At 59.0% G+C, this 16,594-nt stretch carries 19 protein-coding genes; 13 read left to right on the forward strand and 6 right to left on the reverse strand.

What is annotated here, in order from left to right; all coding sequences use genetic code 11:
* The first annotated feature begins 2 nt into the window (after window positions 1–2).
* From ACN2TU_RS17055 to ACN2TU_RS17085, 7 genes are read left to right on the forward strand one after another with little or no spacing between them, the layout of a single operon-like run.
* Window positions 3–626: an HAD family hydrolase gene (locus tag ACN2TU_RS17055; protein WP_435157004.1), complete on the forward strand. Its 624-nt coding sequence runs from the start codon at window positions 3–5 to the stop codon at window positions 624–626.
* Window positions 623–1,525, forward strand: a complete 903-nt coding sequence (cbiB, locus tag ACN2TU_RS17060; protein WP_435157005.1) for an adenosylcobinamide-phosphate synthase CbiB — start codon at window positions 623–625, stop codon at window positions 1,523–1,525. Before ACN2TU_RS17055 ends, cbiB begins: the two co-directional genes overlap by 4 nt.
* Window positions 1,516–2,256 (forward strand): adenosylcobinamide-GDP ribazoletransferase, encoded by a 741-nt coding sequence (gene cobS, locus ACN2TU_RS17065; protein ID WP_435157006.1) that lies wholly within the window; start codon window positions 1,516–1,518, stop codon window positions 2,254–2,256. The genes cbiB and cobS overlap by 10 nt, the downstream gene beginning before the upstream one ends.
* Window positions 2,256–2,801 (forward strand): NTP transferase domain-containing protein, encoded by a 546-nt coding sequence (locus ACN2TU_RS17070; protein WP_435157057.1) that lies wholly within the window; start codon window positions 2,256–2,258, stop codon window positions 2,799–2,801. The genes cobS and ACN2TU_RS17070 overlap by 1 nt, the downstream gene beginning before the upstream one ends.
* Window positions 2,798–3,799: a nicotinate mononucleotide-dependent phosphoribosyltransferase CobT gene (gene cobT, locus ACN2TU_RS17075; protein ID WP_435157007.1), complete on the forward strand. Its 1,002-nt coding sequence runs from the start codon at window positions 2,798–2,800 to the stop codon at window positions 3,797–3,799. The genes ACN2TU_RS17070 and cobT overlap by 4 nt, the downstream gene beginning before the upstream one ends.
* Window positions 3,789–4,799, forward strand: coding sequence for a threonine-phosphate decarboxylase (locus tag ACN2TU_RS17080; RefSeq protein ID WP_435157009.1), 1,011 nt, complete (start codon window positions 3,789–3,791; stop codon window positions 4,797–4,799). Before cobT ends, ACN2TU_RS17080 begins: the two co-directional genes overlap by 11 nt.
* Complete coding sequence (locus ACN2TU_RS17085) at window positions 4,792–5,511, forward strand: adenosylcobinamide amidohydrolase (protein WP_435157011.1); 720 nt, start codon at window positions 4,792–4,794, stop codon at window positions 5,509–5,511. The genes ACN2TU_RS17080 and ACN2TU_RS17085 overlap by 8 nt, the downstream gene beginning before the upstream one ends.
* A gap of 24 nt (window positions 5,512–5,535) precedes the next feature.
* Here ACN2TU_RS17085 and ACN2TU_RS17090 read toward each other — a convergent pair whose 3' ends face one another.
* Complete coding sequence (locus ACN2TU_RS17090; protein WP_435157013.1) at window positions 5,536–5,925, reverse strand: helix-turn-helix domain-containing protein; 390 nt, start codon at window positions 5,923–5,925, stop codon at window positions 5,536–5,538.
* 16 nt (window positions 5,926–5,941) lie between these two features.
* Complete coding sequence (locus tag ACN2TU_RS17095; RefSeq protein ID WP_435157015.1) at window positions 5,942–7,234, reverse strand: RNA-guided endonuclease TnpB family protein; 1,293 nt, start codon at window positions 7,232–7,234, stop codon at window positions 5,942–5,944.
* Window positions 7,235–7,292: 58 nt separating this feature from the next.
* Between ACN2TU_RS17095 and ACN2TU_RS17100 the strand changes: the two genes are divergently transcribed.
* Window positions 7,293–7,433 carry a hypothetical protein gene (locus ACN2TU_RS17100; RefSeq protein ID WP_435157017.1) on the forward strand — a complete coding sequence of 47 codons (141 nt, stop codon included), beginning with the start codon at window positions 7,293–7,295 and terminating at the stop codon, window positions 7,431–7,433.
* Between the two features lie 183 nt (window positions 7,434–7,616).
* On the opposite strand, the gene ACN2TU_RS17105 is transcribed toward ACN2TU_RS17100, so the two are convergent.
* The 3 genes from ACN2TU_RS17105 to ACN2TU_RS17115 all read right to left on the reverse strand — a co-directional run bounded on the left by ACN2TU_RS17105 (window position 7,617) and on the right by ACN2TU_RS17115 (window position 9,339).
* Entirely contained in the window at window positions 7,617–8,351 is a 735-nt protein-coding gene (locus ACN2TU_RS17105; RefSeq protein ID WP_435157018.1) for a 3-keto-5-aminohexanoate cleavage protein, read from the reverse strand.
* A 68-nt stretch (window positions 8,352–8,419) separates the two neighbouring features.
* Window positions 8,420–8,953 (reverse strand): DUF1697 domain-containing protein, encoded by a 534-nt coding sequence (locus ACN2TU_RS17110; RefSeq protein ID WP_435157020.1) that lies wholly within the window; start codon window positions 8,951–8,953, stop codon window positions 8,420–8,422.
* Between the two features lie 2 nt (window positions 8,954–8,955).
* Entirely contained in the window at window positions 8,956–9,339 is a 384-nt protein-coding gene (locus ACN2TU_RS17115) for a nuclear transport factor 2 family protein (RefSeq protein WP_435157022.1), read from the reverse strand.
* Window positions 9,340–9,741: 402 nt separating this feature from the next.
* On the opposite strand from ACN2TU_RS17115, the gene ACN2TU_RS17120 reads away from it, so the two are divergent.
* Window positions 9,742–10,251, forward strand: coding sequence for an anthrone oxygenase family protein (locus ACN2TU_RS17120; RefSeq protein ID WP_435157023.1), 510 nt, complete (start codon window positions 9,742–9,744; stop codon window positions 10,249–10,251).
* A gap of 402 nt (window positions 10,252–10,653) precedes the next feature.
* Here ACN2TU_RS17120 and ACN2TU_RS17125 read toward each other — a convergent pair whose 3' ends face one another.
* Window positions 10,654–10,947 carry a HalOD1 output domain-containing protein gene (locus ACN2TU_RS17125; RefSeq protein ID WP_435157024.1) on the reverse strand — a complete coding sequence of 98 codons (294 nt, stop codon included), beginning with the start codon at window positions 10,945–10,947 and terminating at the stop codon, window positions 10,654–10,656.
* 276 nt (window positions 10,948–11,223) lie between these two features.
* Between ACN2TU_RS17125 and ACN2TU_RS17130 the strand changes: the two genes are divergently transcribed.
* From ACN2TU_RS17130 to ACN2TU_RS17145, 4 genes are all read left to right on the forward strand, one after another.
* A complete protein-coding gene (locus ACN2TU_RS17130) occupies window positions 11,224–11,610 on the forward strand; it encodes a hypothetical protein (RefSeq protein ID WP_435157025.1) in 387 nt (128 codons plus the stop codon).
* Window positions 11,611–12,007: 397 nt separating this feature from the next.
* On the forward strand, window positions 12,008–12,418 hold the full coding sequence (locus ACN2TU_RS17135; RefSeq protein WP_435157027.1) for a TRAM domain-containing protein: 411 nt from the start codon (window positions 12,008–12,010) through the stop codon (window positions 12,416–12,418).
* 589 nt (window positions 12,419–13,007) lie between these two features.
* Window positions 13,008–13,391 carry a hypothetical protein gene (locus ACN2TU_RS17140; RefSeq protein WP_435157028.1) on the forward strand — a complete coding sequence of 128 codons (384 nt, stop codon included), beginning with the start codon at window positions 13,008–13,010 and terminating at the stop codon, window positions 13,389–13,391.
* A gap of 168 nt (window positions 13,392–13,559) precedes the next feature.
* Entirely contained in the window at window positions 13,560–14,921 is a 1,362-nt protein-coding gene (locus ACN2TU_RS17145; RefSeq protein WP_435157030.1) for an adenylosuccinate synthase, read from the forward strand.
* Window positions 14,922–16,594 lie beyond the last annotated feature (1,673 nt).

The raw sequence follows: 16,594 nt of genomic DNA on the forward strand, positions 1-16,594 counted from the left end.
CAGTGGCAGTTTCGTTCGACCTCTTCGGAACGCTCGTCGAAGTGACCCCACCTGACGACCCTGCTGGAGCCGTTGCAAACGCGCTCGAAGGAAGGGGCGTCATCGTCCCCTCGAACTGGGACGAGGTTTACACCACGTCCCATATCGAAACCCCGACGGGGAGGGAACTCTCGCTCGTCGATCACGTCACGGCGGGACTGAATCGTCGTGGCGACGGGCCATCGAAAAGGGTCATCCGAGCGGCGCTTCTCGACGCGTTTACTACCGCCGTTCGTACCCGGGCGGGGGCTCAAACTACCGTCGAGGACGTCGCGGAGCACGAACCGGTCGGAATCCTCTCGAACTGTAGTGTTCCGGGGCTCGTACCGGAGATACTGGCTCGTTCGGCGTTCGAGCCGGACACCTTCGATGCGGTCGTCAGCAGCGTCGAATGCGGATGGCGCAAACCGGACGAACGCGCGTTTCGCGAAATCACGAATCGGCTCGATGCGCCGCTCTCCGAACTCATCCATGTCGGCGATACCCCGGAAACGGACGGCGGAGCGACCGACGCAGGAGCCACGGCGATTCTCCTCGCTTCGGTTCCCCTGAGCGACGTGCCGTCGAAGCTGGAGGAATCAAAATGACCGTGTACGGCCTTCTTGCTGTCGCGGTCGCGTTCCTCCTGGAATGGCGATTCGCGGAACCGCCGACCGAATTGCATCCGGTTGTCTGGTTCGGGAGCGCGGTCGGCGCGGCTGGCCGCGAATGGTCTGCTCCCCGCGAGACAGGCGTGCTCATCGCGTTGGGATTGCCCGTGATAGCGGCAGTCCTCGTCGGCATCGCCGTCCAAATAGCGCTCATGATTCATCCCCTCGTCGCGAGTATTCTCGCCGGTGTCGTACTGTTTACCACGACGAGCATGCGGATGCTCCTCGAAACCGCGTCCGAGGTGACCGAACTGACGGAGACGAATATCGGGGCGGCCCGACAGGAAGTTCGAGCGCTCGCGGGACGTGACGCGTCGGCTCTCTCACCGGAACAGATTCGGAGCGCGGTCGCCGAAAGCCTCTCCGAAAACTTGGCCGACGGTCTCGTCGCATCCCTGCTCGCCTTCGCGGTCTGTGCGCCCGTTTCGCTCCCGTTGGCCGCTGCCGCCGCGGCGTGGGTCAAGGCGGTCAACACGCTTGACTCCATGCTTGGCTACCGTTCGAAGCCCGTCGGCTGGGCGAGCGCACGACTGGACGACGCCGTGATGTGGATTCCGGCCCGACTCAGCGCCGTACTCATCGCGCTCGCCGGTGTCGCAACTGACGCGCTTTCGGACGCTCGCTCGTGGGCGCGCGAACCGCCATCGCCGAACTCGGGGTGGCCGATGGCGACTCTCGCCGCGGTGCTCGACACTCGCTTCGAGAAACAGGGAGTCTACGTGCTCAATCCGAGCGCGTCGCTGCCGACCGCCGCCGACGTAGGGAGCGGCGTCCGCGTTGTTCGGCGAGCGAGCCTCCTCGCGTATGTCGGGGCGGGGGTGGTCTCGTGGTTTTGACGGCGGTTCGCGGCGCGCTCGGGTTCCTGAGTCGGCTCCCGGTTGGACACGACGAAGGGGCGTGGGACGCGTTCCGGCGAACCTCGGCGGCGTTCCCGCTGGCCGGATACGTCATCGGCGCGCTCCTCGCCGTTCCCCTCCTGCTCCCGCTTACCGCACCGGTTGCAGCTGCGCTGTTTCTCGCGACCGTGTACGGCGTCACGGGCATCAATCACGTCGATGGACTGGCCGACCTCGGCGACGCGGCCGCGGTGCACGGCACGGAAAAGCGCCGAACCGTGCTGAAAGATACGGCGGTCGGCGTCGGTTCCCTCCTCGCTGTCGCGCTCGTCATTGCCGGACTCGCGCTCGCTGCGTTGGCGGTAGTTGCGCTCCCGCTCGAAATCATCGTCGCCCTCGTAGTCGTCGCGGAGGTCAGCGCGAAACTCGGGATGGCGGGACTGGCGGCTTTCGGAACACCCGCACACGACGGGCTAGGTTCACAACTCATCGACCAGACGCCCCGCAGGTTCGCCGGTGCAATCGTCGTCTCGCTTCCGGCAGTGGCGCTCTCGTGGCCATCACCGGTCGGCATCGGAGCGATGAGCGCCGGTCTGCTCACCACCGCGGTCGTCGGCCGGTGGGCGCAGTCCTGGCTCGGCGGCATCAGCGGCGACGTGTTCGGGGCCGCCAACGAACTCTCCCGACTCGTCGCGCTACACGTGGGGGTGGTCATGTGGACGCACTTCTGATGTGCGGCGGCAAGGGAACGCGTCTCGACGCAGCCGTCGAGAAGCCGATGGTCGAAATCGGCGGTGTTCCGATGGGTGAGCGCGTCAGTACTGCTGTGGCCGACAGCCGAATCGACGATATTTACGCCGTCGTCTCCCCGCACACGCCCGAGACGCGTCGTCATCTCGACTCGCTTTCGATACCGATCATCGACGCACCGGGCACGGGCTACGTGGAAGACCTCTCCTACGCGCTCGAACGCGTCGAACTCCCCGTACTCACCGTCGTGTCCGACCTTCCGCTTCTCGATGGTTCGTGTCTCGACAAAATTTGTGCCGCACACGACGGCGGTTCGCGTACGGTCTGTGTCCCCGCCGCCCTCAAGCGGCAGTTGGGCGTGAGCACCGACATGACGTTCGACCAGGGGGAAAGAGAACTCGCCCCGACCGGAATCAACGTCGTGGGCGATGGCGACGCCGAAACCACCCACATTACTTACGATGCCCGTCTCGCTCTCAATGTGAACCGAGAGACCGACATTGCCGTGGCGGAGGCGTTCGTATGAGGTTCGTCCTCGCCGCGGGAACGACGCGAACGGCCGAAATCGACGGAATCAGCGCTGCCGGTGCAGCCCCCGACCTGATGGCGCACACGCCGAGCGCGGACGCCGAAATCGTCGAATACGGCCGACCGATTCGGGCACCCATCGTTCCGGTCAGCCCGAGCGGTTGTCCGACACCCGCCGTCGTCACGCGGGCCGTCCGCGAACGGCTGGAGTTCGAACTGACGGTTATCGACGCCGGGTTGGCACGACCGACCGGTGCGCCGACCGTTTCCGTCGGCGCACAGCACGGGAACGACATTCGGGAGGGGAAACCGGTTCCCGACGCGAACGACGTGTACAAGGCCGGGTGCGAGTTCGGCGCGGCGCTCCCCGACGATTCGATCATGATCGGGGAGACGATTCCCGGCGGGACGACGACTGCACTCGGCGTTCTCACGGCGCTCGGCGAAGAAATCGGCGTCTCGTCGTCGCTTCCTGAGAATCCGCTCGGCCTCAAACGCCGAGTCGTCGAGGAGGCGTTGGCCACGAGCGAACTCGATAGTGGCGATACGACCGGAGAACCGATTCTCGCAGTGACGAGCGCGGGCGACCCCGTCCTCGCCACCGTGGCGGGAGTAACCGCCGGTGCCCTAGAATCCGGAACGAACGTGACCCTCGCGGGCGGGACGCAGATGCTCGCGGCAGCAGCGCTCGTTCGCCACGCCGGAATCGACGCTCCGCTCGGACTGGCGACCACATCGTTCGTCGCCGACGACAAAACGGTTGCAATCGACCGCGCGTGCAGCGCCCTCGAACTCGAACTCGAAATCACCGACCCCGGATTCGACGAGGCCGACCACGTCTCGATGCGGCGGTACGTCGAGGGTGAAGGAAAAGAAGGCGTCGGAATGGGTGGTGCACTTGCTCTCGCACGACGGGAAGGTATCGGAATGAAACCGGTGCGGGAGAGCATTATCGAGGTGTACGACCGACTCGACGGTGACGCCCATGAACCCTGACGCCGTCGATGGTGTCGAACGCGTCCCGCACGGGAGTTCCGACGACCCAAACCTGCTCGATTTCAGCGCCAACATCAACCCGCGGACTCCGTCCGGCGTTGAAGCGGTGTACCGCGATGCGTTGACGCAGTCCGGAACGTATCCGCCGGACGACTATCCCGACTATCGTCGTGCGGCGGCGGACTACGTCGGTTGCACACCCGAGCAGGTGATTCCGACCCCGGGTGGCCTCGCGGCGATTCGGCTGACACTTCAAACCACGGTTTCGGCGGGCGATTCGGTTCTCGTTCCGTACCCCAGTTTCGGCGAGTACGACCGCGAGGTTCGTTTGCAGGGTGCGACCCCGGAGGCAGTCCCGCACGACCGCGTTTTCGAGACGAATCCAGCAGAACACGCGCTCGTCATCGTCTGCAATCCGAACAATCCCACGGGTGACGCGTACGACGCCCGCAAACTGCGTCGCTACGCGAAACGGTGTCGAGAGGCCGGAACAGCGCTGCTCGTTGACGAGGCGTTTCTCGGATTTACCGACCAGGAGTCGATAGCGGGCCACCCGGGTGTCGTCGTCGCTCGCTCGCTGACGAAACTGTTCGGATTACCCGGCCTGCGCGCCGGATTCGCGGCTGCGACCGGAACCGAACTGGAACTCCTCGAAATCGCCCGCCGGGCATGGGCACTTGGCACTCCCGCCGCCACCGTCGGGACGCACAGCATGGGTTGCGCCGAGTTCATCGCGGAAACCCGTGGGCGCGTTCGAAACGAACGCACCAGAATGCGAAACGCCCTCGCCGACCGGTTCGATGTTCATCCTTCGGACGCGCCGTTCCTGCTGCTGGATGTCGGCGAACGTGACCCTACCGAAATCGTCCGAGCCGCCCGTGACCGTGGTGTCGCCCTTCGCGACGCCACGACGTTCCGCGGCCTCGACTACCACGTTCGGGTGGCGGTACGGTTGCCCTACGAAAACGACCGACTGCTACAGGTTCTTGCCGATGTTTGAGACGACGGTTCGGGACGACGTGCTGCAAGTCGCTCGTCCCCGAACCCGGTGGCTCAGCAGCGGTTGGAACGGTGGACTGCTCGACGCGAGTGCCGCTTACAACATCTCGGTTCCGGAGGGGTTCGAGCGAACGGACCTCGATACCTACATCGACGAACGCCGGACGGATGCCGGATTCGACCGTTCCGGTCCGAACCTCCTCACCGGGCTAAACCTTCGCCATGCTCGCGGGGCACGGTGCGGTTCGGTCGAAGCGATAGCCACCGCCGGCATTTCGAACCCGGCGGCCCTTCCGATGCACACCGACGAGACCGCTTCACTCGGCGACGTGACCGCCAAACGGACGGATTCGGGAACCGTGAACGTCATGCTTGGAACGACACACGCCCTCGACGACGGAAGCCTCGCGACGCTGCTGTCGGTTGCCGTCGAGGCGAAGGCTGCGACGCTGCTCGCCGAGACTGGATTTCCCGGCACGACGACGGACGCTGTCATCGCCGCGTGCGACCCGAACGGGGAGGCGACAACGTTCGCCGGGAGCGGAACGCCGGTCGGAGCGGCGGCGAGGGCGTGCGTCCGCGACGCCGTCCGAGCGAGCCTTCGGTCTCGCTACGCATACGAAGCGATTCCGTCCTCCATCGAGGATGCAAAATACGGCGTCACGACGGAGATGCGGGCCGAGACGTTCGAGCTTTGGGGTCAGCGTCCGTGAATGGAAACCAACAGCTCGGGAGATTCACGTCATGGGCTGTTCGACGAACTCCTTGACGATTCGTCCCTCGGCCCGATGGAGTATGCCACTCGCGGCCGATTTGTTGATGTCGAACGACTCTGCGAGTTCGGTGAGTGTGCAGCCACGGGGGCTGTCGTAATACCCCTGTTCGACCGCTTCGGAAACCAACTCCAATTGACGTTCCGTAAGCAGTTCGACCGGCTCGGGTGATTGGGTTACCGAGAGGACTTGATACGGGATTTTCGACGCCGTCAGCTCACCTGTGAACGCTGACAACCGCTCGTGGGAGGCGGTCAATTCGGTGTGTAACCACCCGTTCCGCATGAGCGCTGGAAACCGGGGAAGGTTTCCTGACGCACGAAGCGCGTCGTACAACGCTGGTTTCGGAATCACGTACTGGGTGACATCCTCACCCGCCCTCAAGAGCGGGGCTTCCTACAAGGGAAGCCTCATCGTCGGAGGTTTCGGAACCATACTCCGAGAGAGTCGTCTGTTGGGGTTGCCGACTCGTCTCCCGGTATCCCAAGGCACTGTCACACGTGCTCCCATCCTGTGGTGTGTCATCGTCCGTCAGTTTCAACGACAGACTCTCACCCCACGGGTCTACGCGCCCGGCGATGTTCGCCGCCGCGTTAATATCTGCTTGATACTCCGTCACCCAACAGTCGTCGTTCGTACACCGGAACGTGGCTTGTTTGCCACGATATCCGAGGTGGCCGCAGGTGTGACATATCTGACTCGTGTGCGCTGGATTCACGAATCGGACGGGAATACCCGCGTCACGGGCTTTGTCCTCGATACGTCCGGCAAGTCGGGCGAACGCCCATGCGTGAAGACGCCGATTCATGTACTTGCCGTAATCCAACCGCTCGCGAATAAACGACAAGTCTTCGAGCACGATAACCGGGTTCCCGAACTGTCGGGCGTACTCAACTGCCTGTCGAGACGCCTTTTCGACAATATCAGTGAGCGCGTTCTGGTAGTGGTCAAATCGCTCGTCAATCCGCCAGTCGGCGTCACGTTCTTGAAGACGGCGAAGCGTGGTGAACATCTCCTTACGGAGATGTCGAGCCCGCCCGCCGTCGAACAGCATCGGTTGAATAGGAGTATCGTCCTGACAGGCACAGCCCGCCAGGAGCTTGGATTCACCGATGTCGAAACCGACCGGAGTTGGGTCGTCTGGTACGTCTAGTTCCGCGACCGCGTACTCAACGGTAACGTGAAGCACCCAGTTCGTTCGGTGCTCTTGCAGTCGGAACTCACCGACCGTCACGTCGTCGTTGAACAAGTCCGTCCACAATTCCCGCTGATCGGGGTTGATGCGAAGCGGAATCCAGAAGGCGTTGCCACGTCCGGCTTGGGGAACGCGCCAACAGAACTCGTGTGTGCGTTCTTCGGAATGGTCGAGTTTCCATCCCCGGTTCGTGAACCGGACGGGATGGTCGTCTTTCAACTCGGAAGCGTTGTACGTATCCCGAAGTTTCGGGACGAACGACTTGAGCGCGTCTTTGGCGTAGGACGTGAGCGTGTACGGTGTGACGATATCGTTGACCGCTGTTTGCGTATCCGCGCCACTCTTGAACGCTTCGGAGAGGGCGCGCCGGTACGTCGCCACGGTACGCTGAAGCCTTTGCTCTTTATGCGCCGTGAGTGGCGCGAGGCTGGCTTGGAGCGTTTTCGTGGCGGTGGGGTCGGCGGTCATCAGACAGTACAAGGTACGACCGCAACCCACATAAACTCCACGAATGGTACACTAATGTATGGGTATAGAAATCAGATTCGAAGTAGACGAAGAACAGCACGACCGACTGAAAGCAATCAAAGACAAGCGAGGATACACTTGGAAAGGCCTCATGCTCGAAGGAGTCGAATCACTCGACACCAACGATACGACCGAGTAGGACAGACAACCGGGCGACACGCGTGCAACTGCCCAGCTAACCGAACGCGATTCCTCCCCGCCGCAAGCGACGAGGTTTCCTCGCTACCGCATAGATGAGAGTACGGAAACTCACCGTCAGTCCTCGATTGCTTCTTTCTCTCGCGTGAACGGTCGAGCCATCGAATAGCAAGACGGCGTGCGGTCACCGACCGCGTTCCAACAATGTTGCGGCAGCTGCGACGAGTTCGCCGTTACCGTCGGCCGGACGACTATCAGGGAGGACGGGTGTGTCCTCCAGACCCGTCCGGATACCGTGACCACGGGCCACAGCGCGTCGATTGACCGCCCAGGAGGCGATTCCGTCGCCGTGATGTACCTGTTTGAGTTGGATACCGCCGTCAACGAGCGCCTGTTCGATGGCCTCGGCGTGGCCGAGCGCATCATCAGGCTCCGAGTCCAGCGGTTCGACCATCACCCGAACGCAATGCGGCGCAATCCCTGACTCGACGAAGGTGTGCGCGTCATCAAGCGACAGCAACCCGGCTTCGATTCCGATGTCGCGTTCGATAAGAAGCTCACAGAGGTCGAAAATCCCCGCTTCACCCATGTTGGCCGTCACGAGTTCTGGAAGCTCCGTCCAGGCCGCGACAAGTGCCGTTCGCTCCTTCGGGTCGGGTTCGATGCTCGCTGCCGTGCTGAGAGATATCGGAATCCCCGGGCATGCGGCGCGGACTGCACGTAGCGCTCTGGCACACGGCCCCGCTTCCAGGGTTTCGCGGTCGTTCTCGTCGTAAGAATGCAGATGCAGCGATTCAGCGCCAGCATCGACCGCCGCACACGCTTCCGCAGCGAGCTCTTCCGGCGTTCGGGGCGTCGCAGGATGCACACGATTGCCGTTGAGCGCCGCCTGCAACGAGATTTCGTTATTTGATATCATTTCTCAGTTGGCGATCTGAATTCTCCGATTTCGAACATGCCCTCAACGATTCGCTCCATACTCCGTGGTCATTCCAACAATGCATGCACCTTGGTGACCACGTTCCAGTTGCGCCGCGTCGCGGGCACACCAACCAGTTTTCCGACGTCCGTGAAACGGCCGCTTTTCAGCTTGTCTCTGTGGATTCGGCTGTAAACTTCACGACCGTGTGCGGCAAACGCTTCGGCATCGTTTTCGGCGGACAGCATTGCCTGAATCTGGTCGTCGTCCAGTCCCTCGCGCAGAAATGTGACGTACCGAGTCGTGTTTTCGTCCGTCGGTTCGTCGAACGGCTGTCGTTCCACGATATTGTCGAACTCGGCACGTGTCCTGACCATGACGGAGATATCGTAGCCGAACCGGTCGCGGATCGTGTCCGCAAGTTCACTCTCGAGAACGGAACCATCCCTCTCCGATGTTTCGAACACGACGTTCCCGCTTTGGATGTAGGTTTGGACGTTTTCGAGTCCGAACGATTCGCACAGCTCTCGCAGCTCCGCCATCTTCATTCGGTTGTGCGCTCCGACGTTGATTCCACGCAACAAGGCGATATAGGTCGTCACTGTTATCTCTCCGTGCCGGTATCGGTTGTGTCGGGTGTCTGTTGGTGCAGTGCTAGCTTCCAAGACGCATCGTCATCGACGTACACACTGGTTGCCAGCGTGTTGTATGGCTGTTCGTCCCCCTCTCGTACGGCCGTTCCGTGGTACGTCAGCATCGCTACCGTATCGGTGAGAACGGTGATGAGACTGTCTTCGATGCGCACATCGGCCCATCGCTGACTCCCGGCGACCGATGCGATGGTCTCCCACTTCGCGAGCACGCCAACCGGTTCGGGGAATACCATCACCGCCTCGTCAGTGAGATACTCCTCATAGAACGCGCTGTCTCCGTACCAGAACCGTTCCTCCAGGTTCAACAGCGTTTCTTCTAGATTCTCGGTTCCCATGAGTTCCCTACGCTGCCCGCACGTAATACTGTCATTCGAAAATTTCACACTCATTCGCAGTCGGATTTTCGACCCGACCAATTCACCTCTCCCTTTGTCGAACACCCACCGACCCATCACGAATCACCTGACGCGAACGAACGGCTTTCGTCTTTACATGGCATGATGGCATGGGGAATTCGGTGGCCTGGTCGCCCCTGGACAACGCTCCAACCCTCGGGCGATGACCTCCACGCGACCGTTACACGGGGGTCACTGTGCCGGAAGTCTTCGGCAGTACTCCCATGTTCATGCCACCCGTAGCTAGTACCGAGCAATGAAGCGATACGTTTCTTCGACGGTGGTTGGTGCTACCGCTGTGCCCGCCGGACAGAGTCCGACACGTGAACAGAATTCCCCGAAATGATACAATCAAGCGTGCTCTCTGGGGAACTCGTCGTCCTGTTGGTTACCGTGTCGGCGGCCCTCGCCGGGCTGATGGCCGGGTTCTTTTTCGCGTTTTCGGTGAGCGTGGTACTGGCGCTCGAAACGCTTTCGGCGTCCGCATACACGACAGTGATGCAGGAGATCAACGAGCGGGTTCTCAACGTGGTGTTCGGCATCGTGTTTTTCGGCGCCGTTGTTGTTCCGGTTGGGAGCGCGGTCGTCGTGGTGTTCCAGGGGGACTGGACAACACAATTTGGCCAGTTGTTTCTCGCAGGCGTCGGCGTATACCTCCTCGGAACCTTCGGGGTGACGATGAGAATCCATATTCCGATGAACGAGACCATCGCGACCTGGTCACCATCGTCGCCGCCGGACGAATGGGCAACCGTTCGTAGCCGCTGGGCACGGTGGAACCATATTCGAACGATAGCAGCGTTCGTTTCGTTCGCGCTGTATCTCTCGGCAATCGCATCGCTCGGGATGTGAATCGGTCGTTGTTGGAGCACTCCGTATTTGGGTTTTCTCCGATTCAGCCACTGTTCACCACTTCCGATTTCGCTCCTGAAAAGGCGTTCAATCGTGGTTAGAAGGCGGCTCCATCCGACTTATCTTCGCACGTCCGACACCACCGAGACCTCACATCAGGGATAAGAGTGGTCGAAGTGGGCCGCGATGAGCTCCAGAAGTCGGGTTACCTCGGGGATCGTGTTGGTGAACCGGGAATAAATGTGATTAGAATGTCTATTTTGCGAACAGTCAACTGCTGATTGCTAGCAGTACGTCCGATCACCTTCGACAAAAATACAGGACGAGTGCTTCAAGGTCGGGCCCAAATTCTGTTCATGACCGACCCGCTAATTGCGGTCGTGGGTAGTTCGACTGATCGTACTACTGATCGTCGAGCGGCGTTACTTGAACAGTATCCATACCCGTAACGGTTACTCGACAGCCACTGTATTCGAACGCTACTTTCACTTGCTCTCTCGAAGCGTCGTTCGTGCGTGTGTCGAACAGCGCAGCGAGCGCATCCGGATTTATCGTATCGTAAAGCGGGTCGAGCGCCGTTGGTGCAACGTCCTTCTGGGCGGCGACCTGCTCAACGATGATAATCGAAAGCGAGTAATCTACACTATCGCTCGAAAGTGGTGGGTGGTGTGGCGGTGAGTCGGTGAAGCGTGTCATGTGATTAATTGTGGCGACGTTTGAGCGTAGTCGTAGAATCGACATCCAAATAAACAATATGGAGGGTTATCTGTTATATCACGCAAGAATTGTAAACCTCATTGGTTCGAAGAACCGGAAATCCTCCCACAGAAACAGAGCGACAACGATTTGTCTTCGGGTTAAGCAATCGCAAGCAGCAGCGTTGGAACGTATTTCGTCCGTATCAAAACGTGCAACGATTAGTGTTGGAAACATTACAAAATTGATATGGTGAATACTATTGCATGAAAGGTAATGGTTGGCAAAAATGTATATTTAGGGGCGTCAGTAACGGCCTTCGTGGGCATCGTCGCCGGTATCGTAAGCGGGAGTAGCGCACTCGCACCGTGGGGAATTCCCGGCGGAATTGTCGCCGGTTGGACAGCCGAGACTATGTCTGATGGGCTCTATGACGGCGGGTTAGCTGGACTGTTAGGTGGAATTGCCGCAGTAATTTCTCTCTCGTTACTCGGCGTCCTGAACATCGCTTTGGCTACCGGAAACGTGAACGCCGCCAGCGCCGTCGGAGCGTACATCTCGGTCGTCGTGGGCATCCTGATCATCCCGCTGTTCGCAGTCGAGGGGCTTTGTATCGGGCCGATTACGACGTATATCAGAACTCGCGCGATTTCGAATCGATAGCAGTTCTTTCGACGGTTTCGCTAGGTTTGGTGTCGTTTGACAGTGCGGTTGCTTCCAAGGAGAGGGTGGGAAACCGCACTCACCGACCAATTGTCACATCCACTTACCGGCACCTCGTCGTGTAGCGACGGACTCGGAGATGACCACAGATTCTGCTTTCCGCAGTGGATGACATGGAAAGGCCTTGTGCTTCGCGGAGCGAAGGGGTTGGATTCCGGCGGGCCATTGCTCAACGAGTAGTCAAGTGACGCGCTTCCTCCCGCGCCTAAAATCGCGGGTATCCGCGCTGTGGTATCTATGAGACCGAGTGTCTCCGTTCGCTATCGACGAAATATTCCCTACAAATAGGCGGTACCAAGCACACTTTCTTATAATCTCGGAACGTTGCTGTGGATAGATGGAGATTCCTGACGAATTATGCTGCGTTTTCAGCGCGCGGGTCGAAGGCCACGACGACACATATAGCCTCACGATTCCCAAACGGGAACTGACGGACGGAGACGTACAGCGCGGTGAAACGCTCCAAGTAGCGCTGCTCGGTTCCGAATCCTCAACGACGGACGAGCCAAACCCAGCACCGGCACACAATCATGAACGGTCAGCAGCGCCGGTCGAAGTTGGAGATGAAAGAACGGTTGAAATCGAAGGGATCGGTGAACAGGGCGACGGAATCGCTCGTGTTGGCCGTGGCTACGTCATTATCGTCCCCGATACGGAGAAGCGAGAGCGTGTAACCATCGAAATCACCAACGTCACAACGAGCGTCGCCTTCGCTGAGGTCGTGGAACGAAAGTCGTATTACGAGTGACATCCTCCCCGTCGTAAACGACGGGGTTTCCCACGCCCGATTGCGCTGGTTTGGGAACGTACGTTTACAACCCGACGTGTTGAAGGGAGTGCCACGCCCCCGGTACTCCGATCCCGCAAAGGACTTGGAGGTACTTGGTTATTTTCTGTCGGTTTGGTATCCGTGGGCTTACTTTTTGATGCGGCAACCACCCAGTCAACTGCCAGTTGTCGGACTGTCAAACCCGATGGGATACCATCGAATCGACAATCACAGAAACACAGTGTGGGAACGCAAACCTTCCGATTTCAGTGTTTGCAACCAAAGACGGCGCTGTATCCCCGCCCGAAAGGACGAGGTTTTAGCGCCTGCAATCTTCATAAACCCACCACTGAACCGCATTTTCACAGAAGTGGAAATACTGTGGGTTACGCGAAAACAGCCCAGCGTACTGCTCAACCAGCGTACTGCTCAATTTCCGGTTTCGGGTGGCCTGTTCCGATACGGACAAAAGAGCGCTTCTTCCAGCATCATCTCGTTCGAATCAGGGACGAGTGTAAGTGCAAGTAGCGACCACAGCGTTATCTCCATCAGTCCCGTCTAGTTCACCGTGGCAGACACGAAAAAGGGTCGGGACAAGCAAGCACGTGACGCGGAGAACAGCCAGCGCGAGTGGGAGGTCGAACAGGCGCTTGAGCGGAGCAACGAAACCGAGCCAGCACCTGACGAACCGGACGTAACGGAGGCCCAAGACGAAGACTCGGAAAATTCGGCCTCACCTCCCGCGTGCCATCGTCGCGACTGCAACGAGCCAGCAGCGTTCGTCGTCCTCGAACGGTATCAAGAAGAAACCGGTCACGGTGCCGTCGATGCGGAGGCGTTTTTGTGCCGAAAACATACCGCCGAAGAGAGTCCGACGAACCTCGACGGCGTCTATGCGGAGTACGTGTTCCGTGTCGAACCGTTGTCGGAGATGGATACGAACGCAGAGTGAGCGATTTCGGCGACTCGCGCACCGAGCATGCGGTCAGCTTGGTGAGGGAAACGTAGCATCCTCGACCCACTTGTCGAAATTACATAATAGCACAAATGTGCATTTCTCCCCTAGTATTCAGAGCTAAATCGGCACACATTTGTAATATTAGTGCGGTCATAGTGGTGTATGACTGTCACTATCGTTGGGTCGCAACTCGGCGACGAAGGCAAAGGTGGCGCCGTCGATCTATACGGTGAACCCGCAGACGTCGTCGTTCGGTATCAGGGCGGCGACAACGCCGGACACACCGTCGTTTTCGACGACGAAGAGTACAAGCTCTCGCTGCTTCCGTCGGGCGTCGTTCGAGGAAAAGTAGGCGTCATCGGTAACGGATGCGTCGTCAACCCCGAGACGTTGTTCGACGAGCTCGATGCGCTCCGCGAACGCGGACTGGAACCCACCGTCCGCATCGCAGAGCGCGCACACGTCATCTTCCCCTATCATCAGATTCTCGACGGCATCGAAGAGGACGACAAAGACGACCCCATCGGGACAACGGGACGAGGTATCGGGCCGACGTACGAGGACAAAGCCGCCCGGTGTGGAATTCGCGTCGGAGACCTACTCGACCCGGACGCACTGCGTGACCGACTTACGTACGTCGTCCCGAAAAAGCGGACGACTGTCGAGGAGTTCTACGAGACGAAAACGGACGACGCATTCGACGTTGACCATCTCTTCGAAACCTATCGTGCGTACGGTGATCGACTCGCCGAGGAAGGGATGACCGTCGATTGTGGTTCCTATCTCGGAGAGCGAATCGAGGACGGAGATGAGGTGATGCTCGAAGGAGCACAGGGAACGATAATCGACGTAGACCACGGAACGTATCCTTACGTCACGTCCTCGAATCCGACGGCGGGTGCCGCCTGTACGGGAAGCGGACTCGGACCGGGAGTTATCGGAGCGGGCGAAATAATCGGCGTCGTAAAAGCCTACACCACGCGTGTCGGGAACGGCGGAATGCCGACGGAAATAGCCGGTGTCGAAGGGCAGACACCCGGTTACGAGGGTGGAGCGAACACGAGTGAAGAAGACGAGAAACTCGCGACATACATCCGTGATGAGGGTGGCGAGTACGGGACGGTTACCGGTCGGCCGCGTCGAGTCGGATGGCTTGACATGCCGATGCTTCGGCACGCCGCACGCGTGAGCAGCTTTACGGGCATCGTGGTGGGCCACATCGACGTACTGTCGGGGCTCGATGAGGTACGCGTAGGACATAGCTATCAGTTGGACGGTCGCGAGATGGAAACGGTTCCGCCGACAACTAGCGGATGGGAGCGGTGTTCAGTGAACTTCCGGCAGTTCGACGGCTGGCCCGACGTCGATTGGAGCGTGGTTGCCCGTGACGGCTACGAGGCGATCCCAGAGAACGCTCGAACCTACCTCGAATACATCCAAGCGGAACTCGATACGTCCATCTACGCCGTCGGTGTCGGCCCGGCGCGCGAGGACACCGTAATCGTGGAAGATCCGTACAAGTGACATAGTTAGTTATCCTCGTCCTTTCTACATCCCGCCGTACCAGTTTCTGATCTGAACATTCTCTTCCAATCGTTTTCAATAAATAGCATTTTCTACCCACATTTGCGGGGGAAAACCGAAATGCAGCGACAATTCGTAGCGCTTGGACTTGTTATTCTGCTTATAGCGAGCGGAACGGGAGTGGTACTTGCGCAGCCAGTGCATAAAGGACCGCCATGCGAAACGAAGCCCGGAATCTGTATCTTTGACCCAGTGACTGGAAACTGGACATGTACGCCTCCAGTAACGGAGCTCAGTCCACCTGGAAATGGTAACCCGCCTCCACAAGCGGATCGTGCATGTGGAAATAAATAGCTTTGAAGTAAGCGAGTAGAGACAATAATCGGTTATCTCTTCTCGCTATCAGCGTTCCTGTTATAGGATTGCAGGCGAGAATACCACGCCCTTGAGGGCGTGGATGAATCGCCGTCTTTGGTTACTTTCACTGTACGGCATAGTCTTAGGTGCTCTCCCCGCGTATCTCTCGGTGTCGAATCGATAGTACCCTATCGGGTTTGACAGTCCGACAACTGGCAGTTGACTGGGTGTTTGCCGCATCAAAAAGTAAGCCCTCGGACGGCGGACCGACACAAAACAACCAAGTAACTCCGAGTCCCGTCCGTTCCCCGGACGGGATAGGAGTACCGGCTACGTGGCATAGCCAGCACCTCGTCGGGGTGCGAACCGTAAACATCCCAACGAACCGCCCATTGGTGGGTGTGGGAGGCCCGCGTCTTCAGGCGCGGGAGGATGTCACTTTCGCTAATCTAGTTTGTAAATAGTTCTGTGAGGATATATACAACCGCTTTGTAGATATTTTGATAAAATGCTCTGGCACGGAGGTGTGACAACTGAAATGTATGATTCGAGAACGTGCAATTCATTAGCTCTTCAACCTACTATTGGCAGCCCCATTCATTGTCGTTCAGTCGACTGTATTATTTTCGAACATTACCACAAAGCATTTACCACACTCCGAAAAGGGATACATGTGGCGCGGTCGCCTCTGACAAGCCCTAAGCGGGTTCCCATGGATCTGGCGCCATCACTTTAGATCCACCCCACCCCGCCACATCCTCCCCCCTGCTCGAACGGAAGCCATGCCATCCGAGCAGGGAACTACTATTCATTACCACCAGTAACTCCGCCGATCAGAGCGTCTCGATATCTTGGACTGGTCGGGAGTGAAATTGTGTCCGTTTCAATCGACCGTTCGGCGTCTAGGAAACACGTCCATAGCGTGGCGCACCTCGGTTTAGCAGATACGTGTCTATCATTTCGATTGCTGACCCTATACGAACGAGCGTTGCTCGACTGTCGTTTACGCCGGTATCTCACAAGTGTTGCATATACTACCTCGAATCGTAGGCGAAAGCCTCCTCATCGAAACGGAAATCATCCGTGAGTTCGGTGGTTTGAGCGAAAAGTGGCGTTCGAGCAATTGCGACGGCCCAAAACGGAATCTCCGCTCGCTTCGTCTGATTGCAGGGGTTATCTGAATTGCAGGCGCTAAAACCCCGTCGTTTACGGCGGGGATACAGCGTTCACAAGAGCTTCGCTCTTGTGTGCGAACGAGACGCGAAGCGTCTCGTCAACGCCGGCATCGTTGTGCTTACACGTGAGACTGCCGTCTC

Source organism: Haladaptatus marinus (assembly GCF_051194195.1).

Bases quoted from the DNA above. Each gene is read 5' to 3' on its own strand.
- ACN2TU_RS17080 (WP_435157009.1), top strand. From the start codon at position 3,789: ATGAACCCTGACGCCGTCGATGGTGTCGAACGCGTCCCGCACGGGAGT.
- ACN2TU_RS17095 (WP_435157015.1), bottom strand. From the start codon at position 7,234: ATGACCGCCGACCCCACCGCCACGAAAACGCTCCAAGCCAGCCTCGCG.
- ACN2TU_RS17085 (WP_435157011.1), top strand. From the start codon at position 4,792: ATGTTTGAGACGACGGTTCGGGACGACGTGCTGCAAGTCGCTCGTCCC.
- cbiB (WP_435157005.1), top strand. From the start codon at position 623: ATGACCGTGTACGGCCTTCTTGCTGTCGCGGTCGCGTTCCTCCTGGAA.
- ACN2TU_RS17125 (WP_435157024.1), bottom strand. From the start codon at position 10,947: ATGACACGCTTCACCGACTCACCGCCACACCACCCACCACTTTCGAGC.
- cobT (WP_435157007.1), top strand. From the start codon at position 2,798: ATGAGGTTCGTCCTCGCCGCGGGAACGACGCGAACGGCCGAAATCGAC.
- ACN2TU_RS17135 (WP_435157027.1), top strand. From the start codon at position 12,008: ATGGAGATTCCTGACGAATTATGCTGCGTTTTCAGCGCGCGGGTCGAA.
- ACN2TU_RS17115 (WP_435157022.1), bottom strand. From the start codon at position 9,339: ATGGGAACCGAGAATCTAGAAGAAACGCTGTTGAACCTGGAGGAACGG.
- ACN2TU_RS17120 (WP_435157023.1), top strand. From the start codon at position 9,742: ATGATACAATCAAGCGTGCTCTCTGGGGAACTCGTCGTCCTGTTGGTT.
- ACN2TU_RS17130 (WP_435157025.1), top strand. From the start codon at position 11,224: ATGGTTGGCAAAAATGTATATTTAGGGGCGTCAGTAACGGCCTTCGTG.
- ACN2TU_RS17100 (WP_435157017.1), top strand. From the start codon at position 7,293: ATGGGTATAGAAATCAGATTCGAAGTAGACGAAGAACAGCACGACCGA.
- ACN2TU_RS17105 (WP_435157018.1), bottom strand. From the start codon at position 8,351: ATGATATCAAATAACGAAATCTCGTTGCAGGCGGCGCTCAACGGCAAT.
- ACN2TU_RS17070 (WP_435157057.1), top strand. From the start codon at position 2,256: ATGTGCGGCGGCAAGGGAACGCGTCTCGACGCAGCCGTCGAGAAGCCG.
- ACN2TU_RS17145 (WP_435157030.1), top strand. From the start codon at position 13,560: ATGACTGTCACTATCGTTGGGTCGCAACTCGGCGACGAAGGCAAAGGT.